This window comes from Planococcus sp. 1R117A (assembly GCF_051417975.1).
In the GTDB taxonomy this organism is placed as follows: Bacteria; Bacillota; Bacilli; order Bacillales_A; family Planococcaceae; genus Planococcus; species Planococcus shenhongbingii.
On sequence record NZ_JBPRLO010000002.1, the window covers coordinates 634,105 to 656,576 of the forward strand.

Consider the following 22,472-nt stretch of genomic DNA (forward strand, 5'->3'; position numbering starts at 1 on the left):
GCTGTTTTATGCATTACTGGCCGTCAGCTGCTGCTGATTCATCGGTTTCGACATGGACTTCAACGTCTACATCAACGTCCGTCCCGTCTTCAGCAGGCACTGCTACTTCTTCCTCAACTAATGCCGTACCATCGTTTTGCGGCAACGGATTCATCTTGCCAGCTGGAGGCGGTGCATCGACTTTCGGAAGTGTGTCCGCTAGAGCAATCAGATCCGGACGGAAATACGCGGAAAAGCTCAACGTAACATCAAGCGGCTCTTTTACTTCTTCAACAGTCGTCACTTCTTTGTTTGCTCCAAAGTCGATTGAATCGATAACTAAGATACGGTCCATCGCCTCAATTTCTTTGATGAATGTTGTGATGCCATTATAATCAGCTGTCTGAAAACCGACAGTAGTTTTTACTTGCTGGAGATTTTCCAATCCTTCAACCGGAACCGGCAGCGTTACCGGTTCTTCAACAATGCCAATATCTGTCACAAGCGATTTTGAAAGCAGTTCCGCTTGTTCAATCTGCAGAACGAGAAGTTCCGATAAAGGTTCAATCGAGACTTTCTGCTGCAATTCGCTGGTGCTGATTTTTTCACCTTCAGGGATTTCTTTCAATTGCGTCTGGAGCGCAATCAATACATCGCGTTCAGAGCTTAAGGTCTGTTCCGCTTGCAGGCGCGCTTCTTTTGCCGGTGCATAGACCATGAAATATGAATAAGCTCCGAGCGCCAATAAAAAGACAATCGCTAAAATAATAAGGCCTTTTTCTTTCTGACTTTTCGTCAAACTGCTCATTGTCCATTCCCCTCCGTTCCTTCTGGAGTGGCAGGTGTTTCTTCATTTACTTCTACATCTACTTCAACATCCGCAGCCGGTTCAGTTTCTGGAGTTTCAGTTGTTTCAGCTGGCGTCTCGGTTGCAGGCGTTTCTGCTGGAGTTTCAGCAGGCGGCGCTTCCGCTGCCGGTTGTTCCGCCGTGCCCTCTGCAGGCACTTCGCCTTCAACCACTTCAGCTGGAATCCGGTCGTCAATAAACAGCAAGGTATAAGTCGCAAGGTAGCGTGGATTTTCAATTACAGTATCTTCCTCTTCTACAACTACTACCGTTTCTCCAGTCGTTGAAGCGGCTGCTTCTTCCAATTCTTCCTGAGTGACAGAATCCAAAGTAGCCGATTTAAGCAATTCCGAAGTTTTCAACTGCGCTAAATAAAACGCAGCTTCCCGGGCTGTATCAAATTGAACGGTCAATACAGCTTGATCAAGACCCACATAAGAGAAACTATCGAAAAATCCACGAGCCGGCAATTTGGAAACCAAGTCTTTCAAGAGAGGCAAAGTATCAAATTGATAGCTTTCTGCCCAATCGACAGTTACTTTCAATTGCTGCTCTTCATTCATCCCTTGCTTTGCTTCCAATTGCTGACGAATAGCCGCCTGTTCCGCTGCTACTTGTGTTGATTGAGTCGCCAGTTCGGCTGCTTCATTTTCATTGGCATTCGCCAGAAATGCAAAAACTGCCCAAAGAATGACAGCCAATAATAAAATGGAAATCGCCGCAATAAGAAAAGCGGGACGGTCCCGCTCTTTCTGCGGCAATAAGTTAATATCTACAAGCATGGATTACACCTCTTTCAGCGCAAGACCGATGGCGCGGTTAAAACGTCCGGGTACATCTTTCGAATCATCGGAAGGAATGGCATCGATGACCACCGGCAAGACCGGCAAAGAAAAACGCTCTTCCAGACGAGCCCGGAACGCGTCCCAATCACTGTATTCGCCGTTGCAAATCACTTTCGTAATGCCGACTTCGCCGCCGTTCATATTAAAACTGTAGAAGTTGGCAAGTTTTTCGGCTTCCTCTTCGATCAAATCCATCACCGCTGCAGGGTCTTCAGAAATCGTTTCAGAAATCTCCAAATCGACCGGCCGCATAAAGAGCGGGAAATGTTCATGGAAAATGGAAATCGTCATTTTTTTCGATTGCAGATCAATCAGCATAACGTGCTCGTGTTCTGTGAAGTCATGCTGCAGGTAAGCCAAGCGGTATAAAGCGAGCGGTGTGATGTCAGCCACAACCGCTTTTAATTTCACTTTGTCCAGCGCATTTTCATAATCCAGGATGACCGACTCCTTGGAAGCGATGATGATCACTTCCGGTTCTTCGGTATCAGTATGGTAAGGCACCACATCAAAGACTGGATCTTCGAAGGGCAAGTAAAGCGTTGAACCGATTTCGATGAAGAAATGGCCTTTCAGTTCATCTTGTTCAACATCTTCGGGGTATGGTACTTTGCGGATAATAACGAATTCGTCAGGGGCGAGGAATCGGACTGACTTCTTAGAGAGACCCCACTGATTGACAGCCTTATCGAGTATCGCTTCCAGCGCTTCGGTATCGATGATTTTCCCATCTTCAATGATGCCAGCCGGAAGAGCAAGCTCTTCCGCGCAGCTCAATTGAAGTGGAGAATGGGATTTCAAGTCGACATGACGAATCGCGTCTTCTTCTATAGTTATTGTCGCGACTCGTGCTTTTCTCGATAAAAACGATAAGGCCATTTTCTCAGCTCCTTAATTCAAACTTCATTATTTAAGTAAAATGTTTTAACTTCCTATTTCGACAGTTGCAGGAGCAGCGCTACCTTTAGTGGTATTAGCATTAATTTCATCAACTGTGGCTCCAGTAAATTTTAAAGTTTTTGACCCAGAATAGTTTATTGGAGTGGCATTAGTGAATTCAATTGGACCTGTAGCAGGCTTAGTAACAGAGTCACCACCAGCAAAATTACCAAAAGATTCTAAGTATCCACCAGTTTGTAATGCTGTCAGTGTAACAGTACCAGCGCCAGGATTTTCAGTAAAATAAATATTTGCACCCGCAAGTACATTCTGAGCATCAGATTTTACAGCACTATAACGGCTGTTCTCAATAATATTACCAATCGCTGGAATAGCAATTGCCGCGATGATTGCGATAATAACGATAACTGCCAAAAGCTCGATCAACGTCATACCTTTCTGGTCTTTCAACTTCTTCTGAAGAAATTTCTTCATTTTCTTTCCCCCTATAATTTGTAAGTTTAGTACTACGATGAGTACAAGTTAATTATAACAATAGTCACGAAATATACAATAGCATTTTTCAAGTTTATTTGAAATTTTTTCATTTATTTATGTTATTTAGACCTACATTTGGTCCACATTTTGGAACATTTCAAACATAGGCATCATTATCGATAGTATTATAGTCCCTACTAACGCTGCTAATACAACAATCATCAATGGTTCTATTAATGCTTTTAAGCGGTCGGTTTCAGCTTCCACTTCTTTTTCATAAAACTCGGCCACTTTTGCTAGCATATGATCAAGTGAACCTGTTTGTTCTCCGATTGAAATCATATGGGGAATGAGCGGCGGGAATGCCCAGTGGTTCTTCATCGGCTCTGTCAAAGAACCTCCGCGTTCCAGCGAATCACGTGAAGCGAGGATCACTTTCGACATGACCGCATTGCCAACCACTTTCTCCGTCATCGTCATAGCTTGCAGTATTGGCACTGAACTTGAAAACAGAGAGCTTAACGTCCGAGTCAAACGCGCCAATGCGGATTTTTTTAACATGTTTCCAAAGAGTGGTATTTTCAACATGATTGTATCGAGAATGAATTTTCCTTTTTCACTTCGTTTCATCAGCCAAATAGTCCCTGCAAACGATAAAGCAGCCGCAATCAGGATGTACCAATAATTTTTCACAAAATCACTGGCCCCCATGACTACCTGAGTAAGCATCGGCAGCTCTCCACCCATGCCTTCAAACATCTCTGCAAACATCGGCACAATGGAAGACAGTAGGAAGATTACAACACCAATGGCCAGAAAACCAACAACGAGCGGATATGACATTGCTGAGATGACTTTCTGCCGCGTCTGATACGCTTTATCGTAATGCGTAGCGAGCCGGTCAAGCGATTCATCAATATTCCCCGACAGCTCTCCCGCACGGATTAAGTTAATCGTCAATGGCTCAAAAATCTTCGGATACTTAGCTAAAGTATTCGATAACGAGTTTCCTTTTCGCAGCTCATCATCCACTTCAGTTAAGGTCTTGCGCAGCGCTTTGGAATCCACTTGTTGAGACAATATTTTAACGGCATCAACGATAGTCACCCCTGCCCGCATTAAAGTAGAAAATTGGCGCAAGAACATAATGAACTGATCCCGCTTAACTGGTGCTCCGAACGAGATATCTTTTTGAAGGGCCGTTGCCGGCATTTCCCGGATATCAATGACTCGGACACCCTCATCTCGCAGCTTTTCAACTGCAGACCGCCGGTTTTCTGCGACAATAATGCCGGACCTGATTTTTTTGCGGTCACGCCCTTCGTATTTAAAGCGAGCCATCTTATTCCTCCTCTACCAAGAAAGGTTGGGCGATTTGGCGTGAAATTTTTCCTTTTTTCAATAGTTCCTGCACAGACGTCGACATCATGTGCATGCCGGCGGCGCGGTTGGTCAAAATGATGTTCGGAATCTGGTGCACTTTCTCCGTACGGATCAAGTTGGCAATGGCCGTGTTGTTAATCAGAATCTCCGTCGCCGCCACCCGTCCCTTGCCATCTGCTGTAGGCAGCAAGCGCTGCGAAATAACAGCTTTCAAGATTCCGCCTAACTGTGTCCGGATTTGAGAATGCTGTTCCGGCGGGAATACGTCGATAATCCGTTCAACTGTTGAAGCGGCACTGGATGTATGGAGCGTCCCCATAACCAAGTGACCCGTTTCAGCAGCGGTGATGGCCGTTGTGATTGTTTCCAAGTCACGCATCTCACCGACAAGGATAACGTCGGGATCTTGCCGAAGTGCTGCACGAAGGCCATTCGCGAACGAGTTTGTATCGAAGCCGACTTCGCGTTGGTCGATGACCGATGTGCCATGATTGTGCATATACTCGATCGGGTCTTCTAATGTAATGATGTGCTTGGTCAGATGTTCATTCATATGGCGGATCATCGCTGCAAGAGTTGTTGATTTACCGGAGCCGGTCGGGCCAGTCACTAGGATTAATCCTTGGTGCGTATCGGCCAGTTTTTTCAATGTATCCGGCATATTCAAATCATCAATGGTCGGAATTTTGGTTGGAATTGTCCGGAATGCGTGAGAAATGGAACCGCGCTGATGGAATGAGTTGACACGGAAACGCGCAACACCGGGAATGGAATACGAATAATCCATCTCTCCTTTTTCTAGGAATGTTTCCCATAGGGATTCCGGCATTAACACGCGGGCAATTTCTTTTGTTTTTTCCGGCAGCAATTTTTCTTCGCCGTATTGCTTTAACGAGCCGTGCATCCGGAAAACCGGCGGGATGCCGGTCGTCATGTGGATATCGGAAACTTTCAATTCAGTGGCAGCCGTCAAGACTGTATCTATAAAGTTTAAAGTTGTATTCATCGGTTTAATCTGTCATGGCAACGCGCAGCACTTCTTCTGTCGTTGTCAGACCCTCCTTCACTTTTAGTAAACCATCATCGATCAGGAAGATGGTGTTGTTTTTGATGGCGACTTCGCGGATTTCCGCTGCAGTGCCGCCGCGGTTGATGATTGTTTTCATGTCTTCGTCAACGACCAAGACTTCGTGTATCGCCATTCTCCCGCGGTAGCCGGACATATTGCAGCGCGGGCAGCCTTTGCCGCGCGCCACGATATCGATCGTCAAGCCGCGTTTCGCAAAGATCTCCTGTTCACGCGGAGTAGCTGGCTGCGCTTCACGGCAGTCACGGCAAACCCGCCGGATCAAACGCTGGGCTACAACAGCATTCAATGAAGCTGTAACTAGAAACGGCTCGATTCCCATATCCATCAAACGCGTGATGGATGCAATCGAATCGTTCGTATGGATGGTGCTCAATACCAAGTGGCCTGTCAGTGAAGCACGGATGGAAATATCCGCCGTTTCTTTGTCCCGGATTTCCCCTACCATGACGATGTCCGGATCCTGGCGTAAAATGGAGCGCAGCCCAGCTGCGAACGTTAAGCCGACATTTGAATTCACTTGGATCTGGTTGATGCCTTCAAGCTGGTACTCCACCGGATCTTCTACAGTGATGATATTGACTTCTTCACTGTTTAATTTATTGAGTGCCGCATAAAGCGTCGATGATTTCCCGGAACCGGTCGGACCGGATATTAAGACAATGCCGTTCGGCTTGTCAATTTCACGGAGAAATCGCTGCATATTCGTTTCGTTAAAGCCCAGCTTGTCGATATCCGTCAAGTTGGCGCCGAGGTCCAAAATCCGCATAACGATTTTTTCTCCGAAAACCGTCGGCAAAGACGAAACTCGCAAATCGATGGCGCGGACGTCAACGGTCGTCTTGATGCGCCCATCTTGAGGAACCCGGTTTTCGGTGATGTCCAAATTCGCCAAAATCTTAATTCGCGCTGTCACCATCTGCTGCATCGTTTTCGGCAAAATCTTTTCCGTGCGCAGCGTACCATCGATGCGGTAACGCACTAGAATGCGATTTTCCTGCGGGTCAAAATGCACATCACTTGCTTTCATCGATACAGCGTTAGATAGAATCTGATTGACGAGGCGGACAATCGGTCCGTCGATATCATCCAAGTTTTCTTCTTCCAATGTGTCCTGTGGCATTTCTTCCAGCATGTCATCATATGATTCTTCTTCATAATATTTGGCGATCGTTTTTAAGATATCTTCTCTTGATGCGATTGCCGGTTCGATCTGGAATCCGGTCGTCAAACGCAGATCATCGATGGTGATGAAATCAGTCGGGTCGGTCATGGCGATATATAATTTATCGCCTTCCGCCCTCAGTGGCACCAGTGATTTCCGTTTTGCGAATTCTTTCGGGACGACGTTGAACAATTTCGGATCGAACGGATACCCGAATAGCGTGACGTGTGGAATGCCAAGCTGCACTTCGAGCGTTTCGATCAATTGCTGCTCTGTGATCAAACCGCGCTGGACAAGTGCGTCCCCCAGTTTTTGATCCGTCGTCTTAGCATCCAACGTGCTTTGAAGGTCTTCTTCCGTGATAAGACCCAATTCTATTAAAATGTCACCTAGTCTTTTTCGTGTTGTTCTTGCCAAATCTTTTCCCCCTCAAAACTCGTTAAGGATTGACCAAATTTCCACCCTTGTCATACACCGGTTCTTCATCAGGATTTGTGGTGTCTGTTTCCGAATCTTTAGCCGGCACATCGTGGACACCGTCGGCATTTTCATCAATATATCCTGGCTGCCCTGGCAGTGGTGCTGCAGGAGTTGTCGCCGGTGCATCATGTACTCCATCGCCATTTGCGTCGATAAATCCTGGCTGTCCCGGAAGCGGTGTTGTTGCCGCAGGAACGTCATGGACACCGTCGCCATTCGCGTCGATAAATCCTGGCTGCCCCGGAAGCGGTGTTGTTGCCGCAGGAACGTCATGGACACCGTCGCCATTCGCGTCGATAAATCCTGGCTGCCCCGGAAGCGGAGTCGCTGGGCCAGCGGCAGGAGCTGTCTCTGTTTTCGTCAGCGGATAAATTTCAATCCGGTGGACCGGCGGGTAGAAATCAGTGGAAACCGGATCAAGCTTCAATTCTTCCCCGTTTGCTCTGATCGAGCGGAGCACGTTGATGCCTATTCCATCACGGCCTTCTTCTTCAACAGCTACGCCTGAAGTGACAAATGCGCTGTATTGTTTGACCAAACGCGGTTCGACTTTTTCTTCGCCGCTTGTCATCGTTTCGTATTCATAGAGGAAAGGATATCCGCTGATCATGGCCGTCAGCTTATCGCTTTCCATGGAAAGGTTTAAAAGGAATGTGCTGTTATTGGTATTGGTAAAAACAAAATCGATGCCGAGCGGACGGTTGATTGCCGCTTCCCGACCGAGTGGAACAGCCGTCGGTGCAGCTGTTCCAATGCTGCGTTCTTCTATAGAGAAGTTCGTCTGCAGGACCGCCGCGTAAATGGATGAAGCGATTTGTGTGAGTTCAGAATCCGTCACATTGGTAAGTTCCATACCGCTTATAAAGTCCAGGAATGAAAACTGGCTGCCCGGCGCAAACTCTATGCCGTTCAAGGCATTGACGACTGCCATGGCGTCGCCGCCTGTTAAGGTATGGGTAATCACAGCTTCTGACACCACATCACGCGCGACTTCCAGTGTATCGTCACTGATGGTTACACGCGTCTGTGTCTGTCCAGCCGCCAATGCTGTTTCAAGTTTGGAAGTAATGTTCTCAACATCACTGTCCGAGAAAGCCGCGACCGGAAACTGCTGTTTCAAGAAAGTTTTTGTCGTTTCCGGTGACAATTGGAAGACAAAAGTATTTTGCGTGCCGCTTTGGGCTTGTCCAATCGTTTCATCCAGCAAAATTTCCGTGTTATCAAGCGGATAGCTGGCGGTTGCATCCTGGTAAGTCACCTGGAGCTCTGCAGCCGTGCGCCACGCGTCAGCCTGGCCGACAAAAAGCTGTTTCGCCTGTTCGTGTTCCATATTGGAGACATCTGTTGTCCCGATATACGTATTGTCGCTGAATTCTTCCGTCGGGAATATCCACGTATCGACTGCCAATGCTCCTGCATTTGCAACGCCGAAAAACAGCAGCGCTGATGCGAATATGGCTGCAAAGGTAAGTCCGAATACTTTATTGTTCACGTTGATCTTCCTTCCCGACTGGTTTAATCGATTGCATGCCGAACGGTTTTGCCCCGACAAGTTCCGGTTCTTTCTCTGGTTCTGGCTCTTTTTTCAATTCCGGCATCTTCACCGTTTCCGGCATGATGACTTTTTCCGGAATTTTAATGGTTTCACGTTCTTTTATTGTTTCCGGTTCTTTGATTGCTGTTTTTGTTTCGATGACTGACGGTGCTGACGGTGCTGCAGAAATCAATTCCTGCCGGCGCGCTTTGCGCTCTTCGGCTTCCTGCTCTTTTTCTTTTTCTTCTTTTTCCAGCAGCTTCATATATACAAGGCTGGCTACAAGAGAAATTGCTACCAGCGCGAGCACCGGCATATACCAGGCAAATCCGGATTGCATTAATAGTCCGACTGCAGCTGCGGCAAGTGCCCCACCGGCAATGGTCATTCTTCTTGCTAACGGGATGGCTTTAAAGCCGAAATAAGCAAGCGGCAAAACGATAGCCGCGACGATGATTAAAAAAAGTATCCGGATCATGAAAGTCCTCCTAACGCCTTACTAATATTTTTAATACGTGTCAATAATCCACTTCAAAATCGAAGTCGGTATCCATGACAACCGGTGATGAAATTGGAACGGTTTGTGTACTCTTGATTGAGATTCCGCAATTATTCAAGAATTCCGCATAGTTTGGAGCTCTTTTCACGAACACACTAGTACGGCTATCAGCATTTAATCCTGTAAGCTTAAATGTCTTACTGGGGTCTGCAGAATAATAAATGATTCTTCCGCTATTGGTTACTTCAATAGTAGATGCCAATCGATCCAGATCTGCTTGGCGAATTTTATCAATGTCCATGCAGAGATGGGAATAATTATCGATTTGGAATTGTCCACCGACGTATAAACGCGAATCATTCCCTGCCGCATTTCCAAGAACCATCAAATTGGTATAGTATAAGTTCTTTATGTTCCCGCCGATATTAAGTTCTTTCAGCACAATTGTTTGTTTGGACATGTTCTTTCCTAAGTTGTTCATGTTTTGCTCATTGGTCAACGTGCCACTTATAACAAGATTTCCATTCACCAAGTTGTTCATATTATTTGATGCTCCTGTGTCAGTTGCCTTGACCACAACGTTAGCTCCCAAAAAGTCGAGCGAGTTGCAGTTGGATGTACAGACATTCTTTTGGAAATCATCGACATGAACCCAAAAGTCTACGGGATTTTTGCCGGCTGCAGTGACTTTCGCTATAAAAGCAGCTAATTTTTCATCACCGGTCATTTTGCATTCATAAGGAGCTATGGCTGTACCTGCAATAACATTTGTCAGCAAAGTTTCACAGGATTGTGTTGGCGGAGCCGTTTTAAATATATCCTGATAAGAAGCATCTTCTTTTCCAGCAATAATTTCCTGATCGACGTTATATACTTCGCCTGGATTCAAAAAAGTTGCTGGGATTTTAATGCTAAATCGTGAGTTTAATTTTTTCGGAGAACTTACCGACGTTCCTTCCACTTCCACCTTCACTTCTAATTTGCGTTCGCTTACTATCCGATCCACCAAAACACTGCTCACACTTTGAAGTTCACTGGACGTATAAGGAACATTCATCAAGCTCCAGGACTTGGGCGCATAACTGGATTTAGTGGAAGCAAAAGATTCGGTAGGCGTACCGTTGAGTTTGATCAATTCATTGATTTTAATAAGAATCTTTTCTGCGTAAAGCCGCTTCATTTTGAGATCAATATTTTGTTCCCAGTTTTTTCGTTCGGCTGACGTATCGCACGCATCTTTGTTGCTGGATTGCAGGCAGGCAACGATCAAATCCAATTCAAGCCGTGTCTGATTGAGCACTTCCTGTTTGATCAAATCGAGCGCTCTTTCGAAATCGGTCGAGTAATAGAGAACGCCCATCTCTGCTGCCGCTACCGACTGATTGGAAATATCAACCGCTTTTTCCTGCTTGGCATTATTGAGCGTGCCGGACATAAAGGTGGCAGAGATGCCCAATACCAAAACGACCAGCAAAAGAACGACAACTAACGCATAACCCTTTTCATTTTTTAAGGATTTCATCATCTGCTCCCCTTTTGCCCTAATTGGTTAAAATTCTGGTCAAGGTCGTTTTGACTTCGACCAATCTAGTAGGCTTAACTGGATCAGCGACTTTCAAAACTAGCTCGACGTGGTTCTTTTTCGGATCGATTTTCTCTGTAGCCAACCAATCTTCAAACTTTTTTCCATTAATCGTCCCGCTGTATAAAAAATTGGTATCTGTCAAACGGACAAATCCGCCACAGGTAATGATAGTGGGATCAACTTCATCTTCGTTGCATGCATTGAGTTCAAGATGGCCCCCATTCAATTTGAAGTAATAATGGTCGTTTCTCCGATGTTCACTGCTGAGCTTGGTCACGATTAAATTCGCTTCTTGCTGCAATTGCGTTTTGCTGGTTTCTGCCGCGGTATGCTTAAAGCCGATGGAAAGTGCTGTCCACGCAATTGCCGCCACAATCGAAACAAGCGCTAAAGCGGCAATCAATTCAACTAAAGTGACTCCTTTTTGATTTAACTTCAATTTATCCGCCTCCTATGGCAGCAGGAGGTTTTTTAGCCGCATACCGGATATAGGAATACGTCTCGCTGCTCATTTGGTAACTTCCGTCTCTGGAATTTTTATTGCTGAAAACTTTCAAATGGATTTTGTATAGTTTGATCCGGTCATTTTCTGCACACGGGATTTTAGTTCCTGATCCGATTGCTGAAGCTTCTTTTAACAAAAAAGGCTCGCATTGAAGATAGATGTCTGTCTCATAACGGTAATCGTCTTCTTTTTTATATCGCACAAAAGAATTAGCTGAATAAGGGAGACTATCCATGGAATTCGCTGGGTCATTGCTGTAGCCCAAAGCTTCCAGTTCCAATTTTATTTTTTCCTTCTTCAAAAACTCAGGTTCCAACGAAGTCGGATCTGTAGGACTAGTCACTAAAATTTTTTCCCATTTTGAAGGAGTCAATATGGAAGCAAGTTCTTGTTTCGCCAAGTTCATCGTGTCGAGTTTTATTTCCGTACGCGCATTAAAAAGCGTCATCTGCGGAAAAATGGTCATGATGCCGACGAAAAAGATACCTAGAATCGCCATTGCTGCTAATACTTCCACTAAAGTTAACCCTTTTTCATTGCCGACCTTTCTCATTTCCGCCCTCCCTCTTTACTAAGTAACAAACACATTCCTGTATTTTACTTATAACACTTTCTTTTAGTCCATTTATCATCATATGCTTATTATTACATTTTATTTACCAATATGCACCGTTTATTTGCAGTAAATTCTATTCTTTTTACTATAAAATTAAATTTCTTTGGCAGTTTATATAGGAGAAAAGGCCGTGAAATGATTTATTCCTCATTTCACAGCCTTATTTTACGTATGCGGCTACTTTATTGCGTCCGGCTTGCTTTGCGCCGATGTATAATGCTCGGTCCGCGTTGCGGATCAGCGCGTTCGGCTCATTGCTGTCATCCGGTGCCGTCGATACGCCGATGCTTAATGTGATGTGGACGTTCTCGGTGCTGCGTTCAGTATCCAGATCTCTTTGTATGGAGAATTTATGCTTTTCGATTTTCCTGCGAAGGGATTCTGCAAACAATAAGGCCAGGTCTTTGCTGTAGTTCTCGAACATGATGACGAATTCTTCTCCGCCGTAACGTGCCACAATGCCTTCTTTGCCTACTTCGGCTTCCAGGATGCGGGCCAATTCGATCAGGATGTCGTTGCCGCTTTGATGGCCGTATTTATCGTTGATGCCTTTGAAATGGTCGATGTCCAGCATGACGAGCGACAAATTCTTGATTCTTCCGATATTCACTTTTTCCATGCTTTTCTCCAGCGCTTCATCCAAGTAACGGTAATTATAGAGTTTCGTCAATCCGCAGCGCTCGCTTTTGGCGATGGCTTTTTGGACGTAGCCTGCTTTTTCAAGTGACACCGCAAAATACGTGCTCAAGATATCCAAGATTTTTAATTGGTGGCTGACAAATGCGTATTTTTTGCGGGAAGCGAGCAATAAGACACCTTCGATTTTATTGTTCCGAGCAATCGGTGTGCACATGATGCTTTCCGTATCGATTGGAATATAGCCGGTTACAATATCTTTCCATTCGCTTTTCTTCCTATATATAACGGGTGTATTTGTGACGATCACATTTCCTGCAATGCCTTTATGATAGCGGACAGGCGGAACAGAGAATTTCTCGAACTCCTGATTTTCATACATGCGCAGCATCAAGAGATTGCCATCGCGGTAATCGATGACATAGGCGTAATCGGATTTGAACATTTCAGAAACTTGGATGACAAACTGATCGAGCACTTCGTCTGTGGACAGCCGTTCTGCCAGCTGATGGCCGATTTCCCCTGCCTTTTTCAAGTCGCTGGTGATCTGCTCGGAGTTGTTATACATTTTCATGACGGCCGTCATGATCAAGAATGGAATCCCCAGCAGCAATAGCGCCGGAATGCCGATATAGGCTTCTGAAATATACAAAGCAATGGCATAAGGGAACACGAGAAGTGTCAAGGCGAAATCCCACATGGCATCAACCGAAAAGAATTTCGCTTTGCTCCCTGTAAAGCGGTCATAGGAATAATAAATGATTTGGTTGGCAGTGACTGAAACAATCTGGAAGATCAAGCCGTAGAAAATAATATGCACCAGGTTGAGCGAACCGATTTGGCCGCCTGCAGCGAGATAAGCTAGTCCGGAACAGCAGGAAATCAGGAAAAACATCGTAGAGTTGAAAGGAATCCGCATGGAAAGGGGTTCATCGGTACGGCTTCTCGTTAAGACAATCAGCATGGTCAGCTGGGAAATCAAGATTTCAACGAATATTCCGTATTTTAAGAACACAGCAATGGTCACCCATTGGACCAGATAAGTCGAGGCCCCGTTAATGTTCATCGGCATCAAACAGGTGATGACAAAAAACAGGACATAGGCGGTTAAATGCCACGGATCGATTTCAGGAGGAGGAAAATTCTGATAGACCAGGAACAAGCCGGGGGGCACAAGCAAAAGCCAAAGAGCCCAGAGTGCCATTGTTCTTTTGCTTAATTCTCCCATTCCATCAACTCCCCCTGATTTAATTGGCATTTATAGTGAACCGCTCTATTAGTTTTTCTGGATCCGGTAGTTTTCGAACATCTCAAAATGGTTATTTCGAAGATTTGACAATAAATAGAGAGAACCCGTGACTATGGTCACTTCTTTTTTATTTGGTACAGGTAATATATCATAATATTTGACAATTGTCTTTATTTTACTTCTATTTTCTGAAAATAAAATTTTCGCTGGGAGGGCACGTTCATTTTCGAAATCAACGAATGTGAAATGATCGCTGACTGTTTCTAACAGGCGGAGAATCTTTGTGTATTCTTTATCTTTCAGGATTCCCATGACAATATGAATCGGCCTGCCGGGATATTGCTCTTTGATCGTTTCCACTAATGCTTTGATGCTCGCTTCGTTGTGGGCTCCGTCCATAACGAGATTCGGATAGATTTCTTCAAAACGGAACGGAATGGTAGCACCGGCCAGCGCATTTTCTGCCATATCATGATTGAACTTCAGCAGCAAAATTTCTTTTGCAGCTTCAAGCGCCAGTTTGGCATTTTCTTTTTGGTGTCTGCCTTTTAGTTTTAATTCGATATCGATTTGCTTTTCCGGCAGAATCAGTTCTGCGTGGAGCATCTTTGCTTCATTTTCAATAATATTTCGGGCTGCTTCGGGGAGTGGACCGATGATGATTGGTTTCCACTTTTTTATAATTCCTGCTTTATGCCAAGCAATATTTTCCAGTGTGTCGCCCAAAAAATTTGTGTGCTCAAAGGAAATCGAAGTGATGATGGCCAGTTCAGGATCAATGACGTTCGTGCTGTCGAACCTGCCTCCCATCCCCGCTTCCATAATCGTGATGTCCGGCTTTTTTTGCTCGAATATAAGAAAAGCCGCCGCCGTCAGCAATTCGAAATCGGTCAGCGGCGTTTCGAGTTTCGACAAACGCGCCATGGCGCTGTCCATTTCTTCTTCCGTTACCGGTTTTCCGTCCACTTGGATTTGGTCGTGCAGGTCTTCTATGTTTGGCGAATAGAAATTGCCGACTGTCAGCCCATGCTTCCGCAAAATGGCGGCTAGAAAAGCACCAGTCGAACCTTTGCCGTTTGTGCCGGCGATATGTATAAAGTAACCTTTTTGATGCGGGTTGTTTAATTCCGCTAATGCGGCCGTAATGGCCTGCAAGCCTGGCTTGATTGATGGATCCGTTTCGATATTCCATTTCTTTTTATAAATCTCAAGTCCATTTATCATTATATAGCCTCCTTTCCGCGTTAAACGTGATACACTTTTTAAGTATAATTATAGCACGAAGGTGGCGTAGAAATGACAACATGTTGGGTGATTTACAACGGGAGTTTGGTTTCCGATAAATTCGCAGACCAGGCGCGCCTTGTTGCTGAAGCGGCAGAACGCGCCGGCGTTGCGGTCCATATAATGAAGAATCATGACATCCTGATGGATTTGAAGAACGATGCAGATATGCCGGACTTTGCTGTTCTGCTGGATAAGGATATCCTGCTCGGATATTTCCTGAAAAGCCGCGGCGTGCCGGTGTATAACGACCCGGCGATCATCGACTTGTGCGACAATAAAGCCACGCAGTATATCCGCCTGGCATCAGCCGGCTTGCCCATGCCAAGAACAATTGTGGCGCCGAAAGTGTATCCCAACTTCTCTATTCTGGAATCAGGTTATTTTGAACGGGTTATGGAGGAATTAACATTTCCGATGATCATTAAAGAAGGCCACGGCTCGTTCGGGATGAAAGTCTATTTGATTGAAAATGAAAAGGATTTTTATGATAAAGTCGAATCGCTGCGCGGCATCGATTTTGTGTTCCAGGAGTTTATCGCTTCCAGCCGCGGCCGCGACATCCGGGTGAATATTGTCGGGGGAGAAATTGTGGCGGCGATGTACCGCCATTCCGAAACGGATTTCCGGGCGAATATCACGAATGGTGGAGTCGCGTCTCCTATCGATTTGACCGAAGCACAAAAGCAGATGGCTTTGGAGGCGGCGGAAGCTGTCGGAGCGGTGTTCGCCGGAGTGGATTTATTGTTTGATGCGGATGAACAGCCGCTTGTCTGCGAAGTCAATGCGGCGGCGCATATCCGCAACATCCTGAATGTGACGGGTGTCAACGTAGCGGACGCTATGATTGCTTATATAATGGAGGATTTGCGATGATCGTTTTGTATGAGTCGGCAGATGCCCAGCGCAATATCGGGTTTATCCGGGAACTGCAGCACTTTCAAGAATTTCGGTTGATGGAATGGGATGACTGGACTGTCGACGGACTGGAGCGTTTGATTGGGGAACTTGCGGATGAGCTGGTGCTGTTTCGTGTGCGCCGGCCGGAAGCTGCCCGCTTTCTGGAAGACCGGGGCATTTTTCTGGTGAACCGGGCGGAAGTGAACCGCGTGGCGAATGACAAATGGCAAAGCTTTCAATTGATGCTGCTGCTCGGTATGCCGGTCGTTCCGACTTTCCGGCAAGCTCCGGAGTTTCCATGTGTCGTAAAATCCGCGGACGGTCACGGCGGTGCTGAAGTCGAGATTGTTGAATCTCTGGATGACATTTCATTTGAATCGGAATCGCTAATCTTTCAGCCGATTGTGGAACATACCGCAGATGTGCGAGTCTACGTAATCGGCAACGAAGTGGTTGGCGCGGTAAAAAGAAGTTCTGCTGATTCATTTAAAGCCAATTACTCGCTCGGCGGTTCGGCAGAGAAATATGTGATTTTGGCGGCACAGGAAAAAGATGTGCTGAAAATAGCGAGGGCGTTGAACAGCGATTATATCGGCATTGACTTCTTGCTGCTGCCGGACGGCCGGCATTTGTTTAATGAAATCGAAGATCCCGTTGGAGCGCGGTCTTTTTATGAAACGCATGAAGATAATATTGCCGAATTACTGGTCGGACATTTGAAGAAAATTGAAAAAGAACGGCCTTTTCGGCCGAAGAAGGAATAGAAGTTTTGGCAGTCTGCTGTTGCGGGCTGTTTTTTTAATTGTCTTGCGGAAATTTGGGAACACCGATAGAAAGCTTCGAGACGTCGATTGAAATCGTTGAAACACTGATTGAAACCGGTGAAATAGCGATAGAGATGTTGTGAAACGCAGATAAAGAAGCCATTATGTGGCATGTCATAAGTTTAGATGTTTAATATTTCCTCGATAATTATAATTAAAGCCTGAAATAAAAAAAGCGCTCCTGAATTTCATTCAGGAGCGCTCTGCTATTTTATTAAGAAGTCAGTTTCAGCCCAATTACAGCTGCCACAATCATGGCGATAAAACCGATCCGCTTCCAGTCTTTTGATTCGCCATAGATGAACATGCCGACTAGTGTACCGCCGACGGTGCCGATTCCGGTCCATACTGCATAGGATAATCCCATCGGCAACGTTCTCATCGCCAAGCCGAGCAGGCTGAAGCTGACAACGAATCCGCCAACCAGGATGACATAGGCGTCGAGCGTCTTGTATTTAACGACCCGGTTCATGCCGATTACCCCTAATACTTCAAAACAGCCAGCTAATATCAAGTATATCCAAGCCATATTACACTACCTCTTCTTTCTTGTCCGGATCTGCGGTAACCAGCTTCAGCCCGATGACGCCCGCCAGCAATAAGCTGATGAAAAATACTTTCGTCCAGCTGAACGGTTCTCCGAATACGACCATTTCCACGATGACCGTACCTGCTGTTCCGATGCCCGTAAACACCGCATACGCTGTAGCAACCGGCACTTTTTCCAAAGCTTTCAACAGCACGACGAATGATATATATATAAGGACGGCGACGACCACCCAGGCCATCACGCTGGAAGCATACTTCAATCCGATTGCCCATAATATTTCAATAATCCCTGCAACAATGACCAGCATCCAATGCATATTCATATCATTTCCTCGACTTTCATCAATCTTTTGAAACTCCGCGCCAGTAATAATGCCAGGAAGCATCCAGTCTTTTGTTCAACCGTTCCGGGCCTCCGTACAGCATTTCCACAAAGATGCCGTCCAGTACACCTAGAAAAGCAGCAGTTGCCCGCTGAACATCGATTGTGGCGCTGAGCTGTTTTTCATCTGCTGCCTTTTCCATGATCGGTTCCAGCAGCTCTTCCATTTTGTCCAGATAAGCATATACGTTTTTCATCACTTCATCGTAAAGATGCGCTGGCGGAAAAAACGAAATGCGCAGCCAGAACTTGGTGTCGGCGTTCTGTTCATAGCGCTCTTTATGGTGTATAAGAAAATCATATAAAAAGCTCTCAATCGAGTGGGCCTTGTTTTGTTCAATAAAACCGACGACTGTCGTTATTTCATTTTCCATAACTTCGTTGAATACTTGCAGAAAAAGTTCATCTTTCCCTTTGAAATAGGTATAGATGGATTGCTTTTTGATGCCCACGTCTTCGGCGATATGCGCCATCGAAGTCCCATCATAGCCATGTTCCGCAAAGCGATTCAATGCAGCTTCTTTTAATTGTTGCTGAGTCACGCTATCACCCTTCCGACCGTTCGTAAGGTAAATATAACATGTCCGTTTACGGGTGTCAATCGGAGAGGGTTGATTGGTGAATCGAAGATAAGAAAACCCGTTTTTATTAAACACATAAAAAAGCCGCTCCCCCGAAGGAGAGCGGCTAATCTTTTATAGGTTCTGCAATTCAACCATGCGTTTTTCGACTGTCGCGTGTTTTTCCAAGTAGTCTGCTTCTTTTTTGCGTTCTTCGGCAACTACGGCTTCCGGCGCTTTGGAAACAAAGCGTTCGTTTGAGAGTTTGCCTTGAACAAGTTTGACTTCTTTTGCCCATTTTTCAAGTTCTTTATTCAATCGGGCAAGTTCTGCTTCCACGTCGATCAAGCCTTCAAGCGGCATGAACAATTCAGCACCTGATACAACAGCTGACATCGATTTTTCCGGTGCTTCGATGTTTTGGCCGATCGTCAACGTTTCCGGATTGCAGAAACGCTCGATGTAAGCGGCATTCGCTTCCAGAACTGCATGTGTTTCAGCGTCTTTCGCTGAAATCGTCAACGGCACTTTCTTGCTCATCGGCGACTGAACTTCCGCACGGATGGTGCGAACCGCTGTAATGATGTCCATCAACAGCTTCATGCTCGTCGACTGGCTTTGGTCTGACAACGACTCATCAACCGTCGGCCAAGCGGCAACTGTGATCGAGTCGCCTTGATGCGGCAGGTTCTGCCAGATTTCTTCTGTGATAAATGGCATGAACGGGTGCAATAAACGCATCGTGTTGTCGAGTACGTACGCCAGAACCGAGCGCGTCATTTTCTTCGCTTCTTCGTCTTCGCCGTATAATGGCAGTTTCGCCATCTCGATGTACCAGTCACAGAAATCATCCCAGATGAAGTTGTAAAGCGAGCGGCCCACTTCGCCGAATTCGTAGCGTTCAGCCAAACTCGTCACTTGTTCGATGGTTTCATTCAAACGAGTCAAAATCCATGAATCAGCAACAGAGCGCTTGCCGGAAAGATCGATTTCTTCGTAGGTCATGCCGTCCATGTTCATCAATGCGAAACGGGAAGCATTCCAGATTTTATTGGCAAAGTTCCAGATGCTTTCGACTTTTTCCATTGAGAAGCGAAGGTCCTGCCCTGGAGACGATGCAGTTGCCAGGAAGTAGCGAAGCGAATCCGCTCCGTATTCCGCGATGACATCCATCGGATCGACACCGTTGCCAAGCGATTTCGACATTTTGCGTCCTTCGGCGTCGCGAACCAGCCCGTGGATCAATACATCCTTGAACGGTTTTTTGCCAGTAAATTCCAGCGCTTGGAAAATCATGCGAGATACCCAGAAGTTGATGATGTCGTACCCTGTAACGAGTGCATCGGTCGGGTAATAGCGTTTCAAGTCGTCGCTGTCTGCCGGCCAGCCAAGAGTCGAGAACGGCCATAATGCAGATGAGAACCATGTATCAAGAACGTCTTCGTCCTGCGTCCAGTTGTCGGCATCCGCCGGTGCGTCCATTCCTACGTAAATTTCGCCGGTTTCTTTATGGTACCAAGCCGGAATCTGATGGCCCCACCATAATTGACGGGAAATACACCAGTCGCGGATGTTTTCCATCCAGTGCAGATACGTTTTTTCAAAACGGTCCGGAACAAAGTTAACGGCGTTTTCGCCTTTTTGCAGATCAACCGACTGCTGAGCAAGCGGCTTCATATCAACAAACCATTGCGTCGACAGATACGGCTCAACTACTGCCCCGCTGCGTTCTGAATGCCCAACCGAATGCAAATGCTCTTCGATTTTGAATAAAACATCCATCTCTTGCAAGTCTTTAACGATTTGCTTGCGGCATTCGAAACGGTCCATGCCTTCGTATTTGCCGGCGTTTTCATTCATCGTGCCGTCTTCGTACATGATCAATACGCGTTCCAGATTGTGGCGGTTGCCGATTTCAAAGTCATTCGGGTCGTGAGCCGGCGTGATTTTCACCGCACCGCTTCCGAATTCCATGTCTACATAATCATCCGCGACAATTTGCATTTCACGGCCGATAATCGGCAATGTTACCGTCTTGCCGATCAAATGCTGGTAGCGCTCGTCTTTCGGGTGAACCGCTACCGCTGTATCGCCAAGCATCGTTTCCGGTCGAGTCGTCGCGATTTCAATATGGCCGGAGCCGTCAGTCAACGGATAGCGCATATGATAGAATGCGCCTTGAACGTCTTTGTATATAACTTCAATGTCGGAAATCGCGGTTTTTGTTGCTGGATCCCAGTTGATGATGTATTTGCCGCGGTAAATCAATTTTTTGTCATACAACTTAACAAATACTTCTTTAACCGCGTTCGACAAGCCTTCATCCAGCGTAAAACGCTCGCGTGAGTAATCAAGCCCTAACCCTAATTTCGACCATTGCTGGCGGATATGCCCTGCATACTCGTCTTTCCATTTCCAAGACTCTTCAAGGAATTTCTCGCGGCCAAGGTCATAGCGGGACTTACCTTCTTCTTTCAGCTTGCCTTCAACTTTCGCTTGAGTAGCGATGCCGGCATGGTCCATACCCGGCAGCCATAAAGCGTCAAACCCTTGCATGCGTTTCATGCGAGTCATGATGTCTTGAAGCGTTGTGTCCCAAGCATGCCCCAGGTGCAATTTGCCGGTAACGTTCGGCGGCGGAATCACAATGGTATACGGCGTTTTGCCGCTTTCAGGTTTTGCTTCAAAGAATTTGTTGTCAACCCACCACTCATAGCGTCCTTTTTCAATCGATTGCGGATCGTACTTCGTCGGCATTTGCTGGGTTGTTGGCATTTGTTCAGTCATTGAAATTCCTCCTTTTGTATATGTGTTCTTGAGAAAAAGTTTCCCGGAAAACAAAAAAACCCCTTCGTCTGTAAAAGGACGAAGGAGTTGTTCGCGGTACCACCTTTATGCACAAGTCAAAATAAACCTGGCTCTCAAGTTCGATAACGGATTTCACATCCGGTTTCCGCTACTCGACTTTCACGGGAACTGCTCCGAGGTGACATTCAAATGATTGTTCATGAAAACCTCTCACCGCTTGGTTTTCTCTCTGAAATGTACGCACATTCTACTTTCCTCATCAACGCATCAAATATATACTTTCGTTCATTATACTCAAGTTCCGCTTTTAGCGTCAAGCCTTTTGACAATGTAAGTGACAATCGGTGATGCTACCAGCAGAATAAAAAACAGCCGGAACAATTGAAAACTGGTGATGAGTGCTACATCCCCGCCAGTTGCCAGCGCCGTAATCGCCATTTCCGCAATGCCGCCGGGCGCCGCGCTTAAAAAGAAATCAAGGAAAATATAGTCCGGAAGCCAATTGGTCAGGACATATGCGATGAATACCGTAAAACTGATGAGCAGCACATTATTGAGGACAATCGCCGCACCTAAACGGAATGTCAGCTTATCGCCGATCTGTTCCATCTGCAGTCCGAGACTAGCACCGATGCAAATCTGTGCAATGGCAATGAGCCAATACGGCATATCGATTAAAATATCGCCTGTTATCGTCTGGACAATGGCCAGCGTCAATATCGGCGCCAGGAGTTCCGCAGCCGGAAAGCCGATTCGTTTCATTCCGAAATACAGTACCAATCCGATCATAAGCCCACCAAGAGATGCCACCGGAGCAAATGTGAATAACTGCTCAGCCAGTTCGCCTTGCTCCCTGCCGGTGAGAAACACCGTCAGAAACGGAACGATGGTGACGACCATGAAAATGCGGATGGTCTGCATCATCGTCACGACCGTAATATTCGCTGATTTCACATCTTCTGCAATGACCACCATCTGCGCAAGTCCCCCTGGAATCGATCCCAGCAGGCTGGTCGCCAGGCTTTCATTGACCATCTTTTTAAACAGCAGGCCGAGCAAGATGGACAAAATCACGACGGACAAAGTCATGAACGCCATATACGGCAAATCGAACCACATCAATAAAACCGCATCGCGTGTAAAAGAAGAGCCAATTTGCACACCCAACAGCACTAGCCCCGCTGTCCGAAGCAATTTTGGCCAATACAGCTCCACTTTGGTGAATTGGCTGACCAGCAATAGCGTAAACATCGGCCCGAGCAGCCACGGCAGGAAGATGCCAAGAGTTTCAAACAACCAGCCTGCCAATGCTGCAATCAGCGCTGTTCTAAAGAATATGGACATCCACCCACCTGCCTTTCGTTCTCCGAAATATCAA

Annotated in this window: 21 protein-coding genes and 1 other annotated feature; of the genes, 2 read left to right on the forward strand and 19 right to left on the reverse strand. The window is 46.2% G+C overall.

Going from position 1 to position 22,472, the window contains the following annotated elements; all coding sequences use genetic code 11:
• Window positions 1-13: 13 nt before the first annotated feature.
• From ACSFXN_RS08590 to ACSFXN_RS08655, 14 genes are all read right to left on the reverse strand, one after another.
• On the reverse strand, window positions 14-787 hold the full coding sequence (locus ACSFXN_RS08590; protein ID WP_437149706.1) for a pilus assembly protein PilO: 774 nt from the start codon (window positions 785-787) through the stop codon (window positions 14-16).
• Window positions 784-1,608: a PilN domain-containing protein gene (locus tag ACSFXN_RS08595; RefSeq protein WP_437149707.1), complete on the reverse strand. Its 825-nt coding sequence runs from the start codon at window positions 1,606-1,608 to the stop codon at window positions 784-786. The genes ACSFXN_RS08590 and ACSFXN_RS08595 overlap by 4 nt, the downstream gene beginning before the upstream one ends.
• Before the next feature lie 3 nt (window positions 1,609-1,611).
• Complete coding sequence (gene pilM / locus ACSFXN_RS08600; protein WP_437149708.1) at window positions 1,612-2,550, reverse strand: type IV pilus biogenesis protein PilM; 939 nt, start codon at window positions 2,548-2,550, stop codon at window positions 1,612-1,614.
• A 45-nt stretch (window positions 2,551-2,595) separates the two neighbouring features.
• The gene (locus ACSFXN_RS08605; RefSeq protein ID WP_437149709.1) at window positions 2,596-3,045 is read right to left on the reverse strand and encodes a prepilin-type N-terminal cleavage/methylation domain-containing protein; all 450 of its coding nucleotides are present in this window, start codon (window positions 3,043-3,045) and stop codon (window positions 2,596-2,598) included.
• A gap of 132 nt (window positions 3,046-3,177) precedes the next feature.
• Window positions 3,178-4,389, reverse strand: a complete 1,212-nt coding sequence (locus ACSFXN_RS08610) for a type II secretion system F family protein (RefSeq protein ID WP_437149710.1) — start codon at window positions 4,387-4,389, stop codon at window positions 3,178-3,180.
• 1 nt (window position 4,390) lies between these two features.
• Complete coding sequence (locus ACSFXN_RS08615) at window positions 4,391-5,437, reverse strand: type IV pilus twitching motility protein PilT (protein ID WP_437149711.1); 1,047 nt, start codon at window positions 5,435-5,437, stop codon at window positions 4,391-4,393.
• A 4-nt stretch (window positions 5,438-5,441) separates the two neighbouring features.
• Window positions 5,442-7,100 carry a GspE/PulE family protein gene (locus tag ACSFXN_RS08620; protein ID WP_437149712.1) on the reverse strand — a complete coding sequence of 553 codons (1,659 nt, stop codon included), beginning with the start codon at window positions 7,098-7,100 and terminating at the stop codon, window positions 5,442-5,444.
• A gap of 22 nt (window positions 7,101-7,122) precedes the next feature.
• Window positions 7,123-8,655: a VanW family protein gene (locus tag ACSFXN_RS08625; protein WP_437149713.1), complete on the reverse strand. Its 1,533-nt coding sequence runs from the start codon at window positions 8,653-8,655 to the stop codon at window positions 7,123-7,125.
• Window positions 8,645-9,175 carry a hypothetical protein gene (locus tag ACSFXN_RS08630; protein WP_437149714.1) on the reverse strand — a complete coding sequence of 177 codons (531 nt, stop codon included), beginning with the start codon at window positions 9,173-9,175 and terminating at the stop codon, window positions 8,645-8,647. The genes ACSFXN_RS08625 and ACSFXN_RS08630 overlap by 11 nt, the downstream gene beginning before the upstream one ends.
• 40 nt (window positions 9,176-9,215) lie before the next feature.
• Window positions 9,216-10,718 (reverse strand): hypothetical protein, encoded by a 1,503-nt coding sequence (locus ACSFXN_RS08635; protein ID WP_437149715.1) that lies wholly within the window; start codon window positions 10,716-10,718, stop codon window positions 9,216-9,218.
• A 19-nt stretch (window positions 10,719-10,737) separates the two neighbouring features.
• Window positions 10,738-11,220 (reverse strand): PilW family protein, encoded by a 483-nt coding sequence (locus ACSFXN_RS08640; protein WP_437149716.1) that lies wholly within the window; start codon window positions 11,218-11,220, stop codon window positions 10,738-10,740.
• 1 nt (window position 11,221) lies between these two features.
• Complete coding sequence (locus tag ACSFXN_RS08645; protein WP_437149717.1) at window positions 11,222-11,839, reverse strand: type IV pilus modification PilV family protein; 618 nt, start codon at window positions 11,837-11,839, stop codon at window positions 11,222-11,224.
• A 223-nt stretch (window positions 11,840-12,062) separates the two neighbouring features.
• A complete protein-coding gene (locus ACSFXN_RS08650) occupies window positions 12,063-13,766 on the reverse strand; it encodes a sensor domain-containing diguanylate cyclase (protein WP_437149718.1) in 1,704 nt (567 codons plus the stop codon).
• Between the two features lie 48 nt (window positions 13,767-13,814).
• Window positions 13,815-15,011, reverse strand: coding sequence for a bifunctional folylpolyglutamate synthase/dihydrofolate synthase (locus ACSFXN_RS08655; protein ID WP_437149719.1), 1,197 nt, complete (start codon window positions 15,009-15,011; stop codon window positions 13,815-13,817).
• Window positions 15,012-15,083: 72 nt separating this feature from the next.
• On the opposite strand from ACSFXN_RS08655, the gene ACSFXN_RS08660 reads away from it, so the two are divergent.
• Together ACSFXN_RS08660 and ACSFXN_RS08665 are read left to right on the forward strand one after the other, a co-directional pair.
• Window positions 15,084-15,947: an ATP-grasp domain-containing protein gene (locus ACSFXN_RS08660; RefSeq protein ID WP_437149720.1), complete on the forward strand. Its 864-nt coding sequence runs from the start codon at window positions 15,084-15,086 to the stop codon at window positions 15,945-15,947.
• Window positions 15,944-16,735, forward strand: coding sequence for an ATP-grasp domain-containing protein (locus tag ACSFXN_RS08665; RefSeq protein WP_437149721.1), 792 nt, complete (start codon window positions 15,944-15,946; stop codon window positions 16,733-16,735). The genes ACSFXN_RS08660 and ACSFXN_RS08665 overlap by 4 nt, the downstream gene beginning before the upstream one ends.
• 274 nt (window positions 16,736-17,009) lie before the next feature.
• On the opposite strand, the gene ACSFXN_RS08670 is transcribed toward ACSFXN_RS08665, so the two are convergent.
• The 5 genes from ACSFXN_RS08670 to ACSFXN_RS08690 all read right to left on the reverse strand — a co-directional run bounded on the left by ACSFXN_RS08670 (window position 17,010) and on the right by ACSFXN_RS08690 (window position 22,438).
• Window positions 17,010-17,324 carry a DMT family transporter gene (locus tag ACSFXN_RS08670; RefSeq protein WP_300992424.1) on the reverse strand — a complete coding sequence of 105 codons (315 nt, stop codon included), beginning with the start codon at window positions 17,322-17,324 and terminating at the stop codon, window positions 17,010-17,012.
• A gap of 1 nt (window position 17,325) precedes the next feature.
• Window positions 17,326-17,667 carry a DMT family transporter gene (locus ACSFXN_RS08675; RefSeq protein ID WP_436837168.1) on the reverse strand — a complete coding sequence of 114 codons (342 nt, stop codon included), beginning with the start codon at window positions 17,665-17,667 and terminating at the stop codon, window positions 17,326-17,328.
• A gap of 19 nt (window positions 17,668-17,686) precedes the next feature.
• Window positions 17,687-18,268, reverse strand: a complete 582-nt coding sequence (locus tag ACSFXN_RS08680; RefSeq protein ID WP_437149722.1) for a TetR/AcrR family transcriptional regulator — start codon at window positions 18,266-18,268, stop codon at window positions 17,687-17,689.
• Between the two features lie 153 nt (window positions 18,269-18,421).
• Window positions 18,422-21,073 (reverse strand): valine--tRNA ligase, encoded by a 2,652-nt coding sequence (locus tag ACSFXN_RS08685; protein WP_437149723.1) that lies wholly within the window; start codon window positions 21,071-21,073, stop codon window positions 18,422-18,424.
• 71 nt (window positions 21,074-21,144) lie between these two features.
• Window positions 21,145-21,366: a binding site (T-box leader), on the reverse strand.
• 22 nt (window positions 21,367-21,388) lie between these two features.
• Window positions 21,389-22,438 carry an AbrB family transcriptional regulator gene (locus ACSFXN_RS08690; RefSeq protein ID WP_437149724.1) on the reverse strand — a complete coding sequence of 350 codons (1,050 nt, stop codon included), beginning with the start codon at window positions 22,436-22,438 and terminating at the stop codon, window positions 21,389-21,391.
• Window positions 22,439-22,472: the final 34 nt, after the last annotated feature.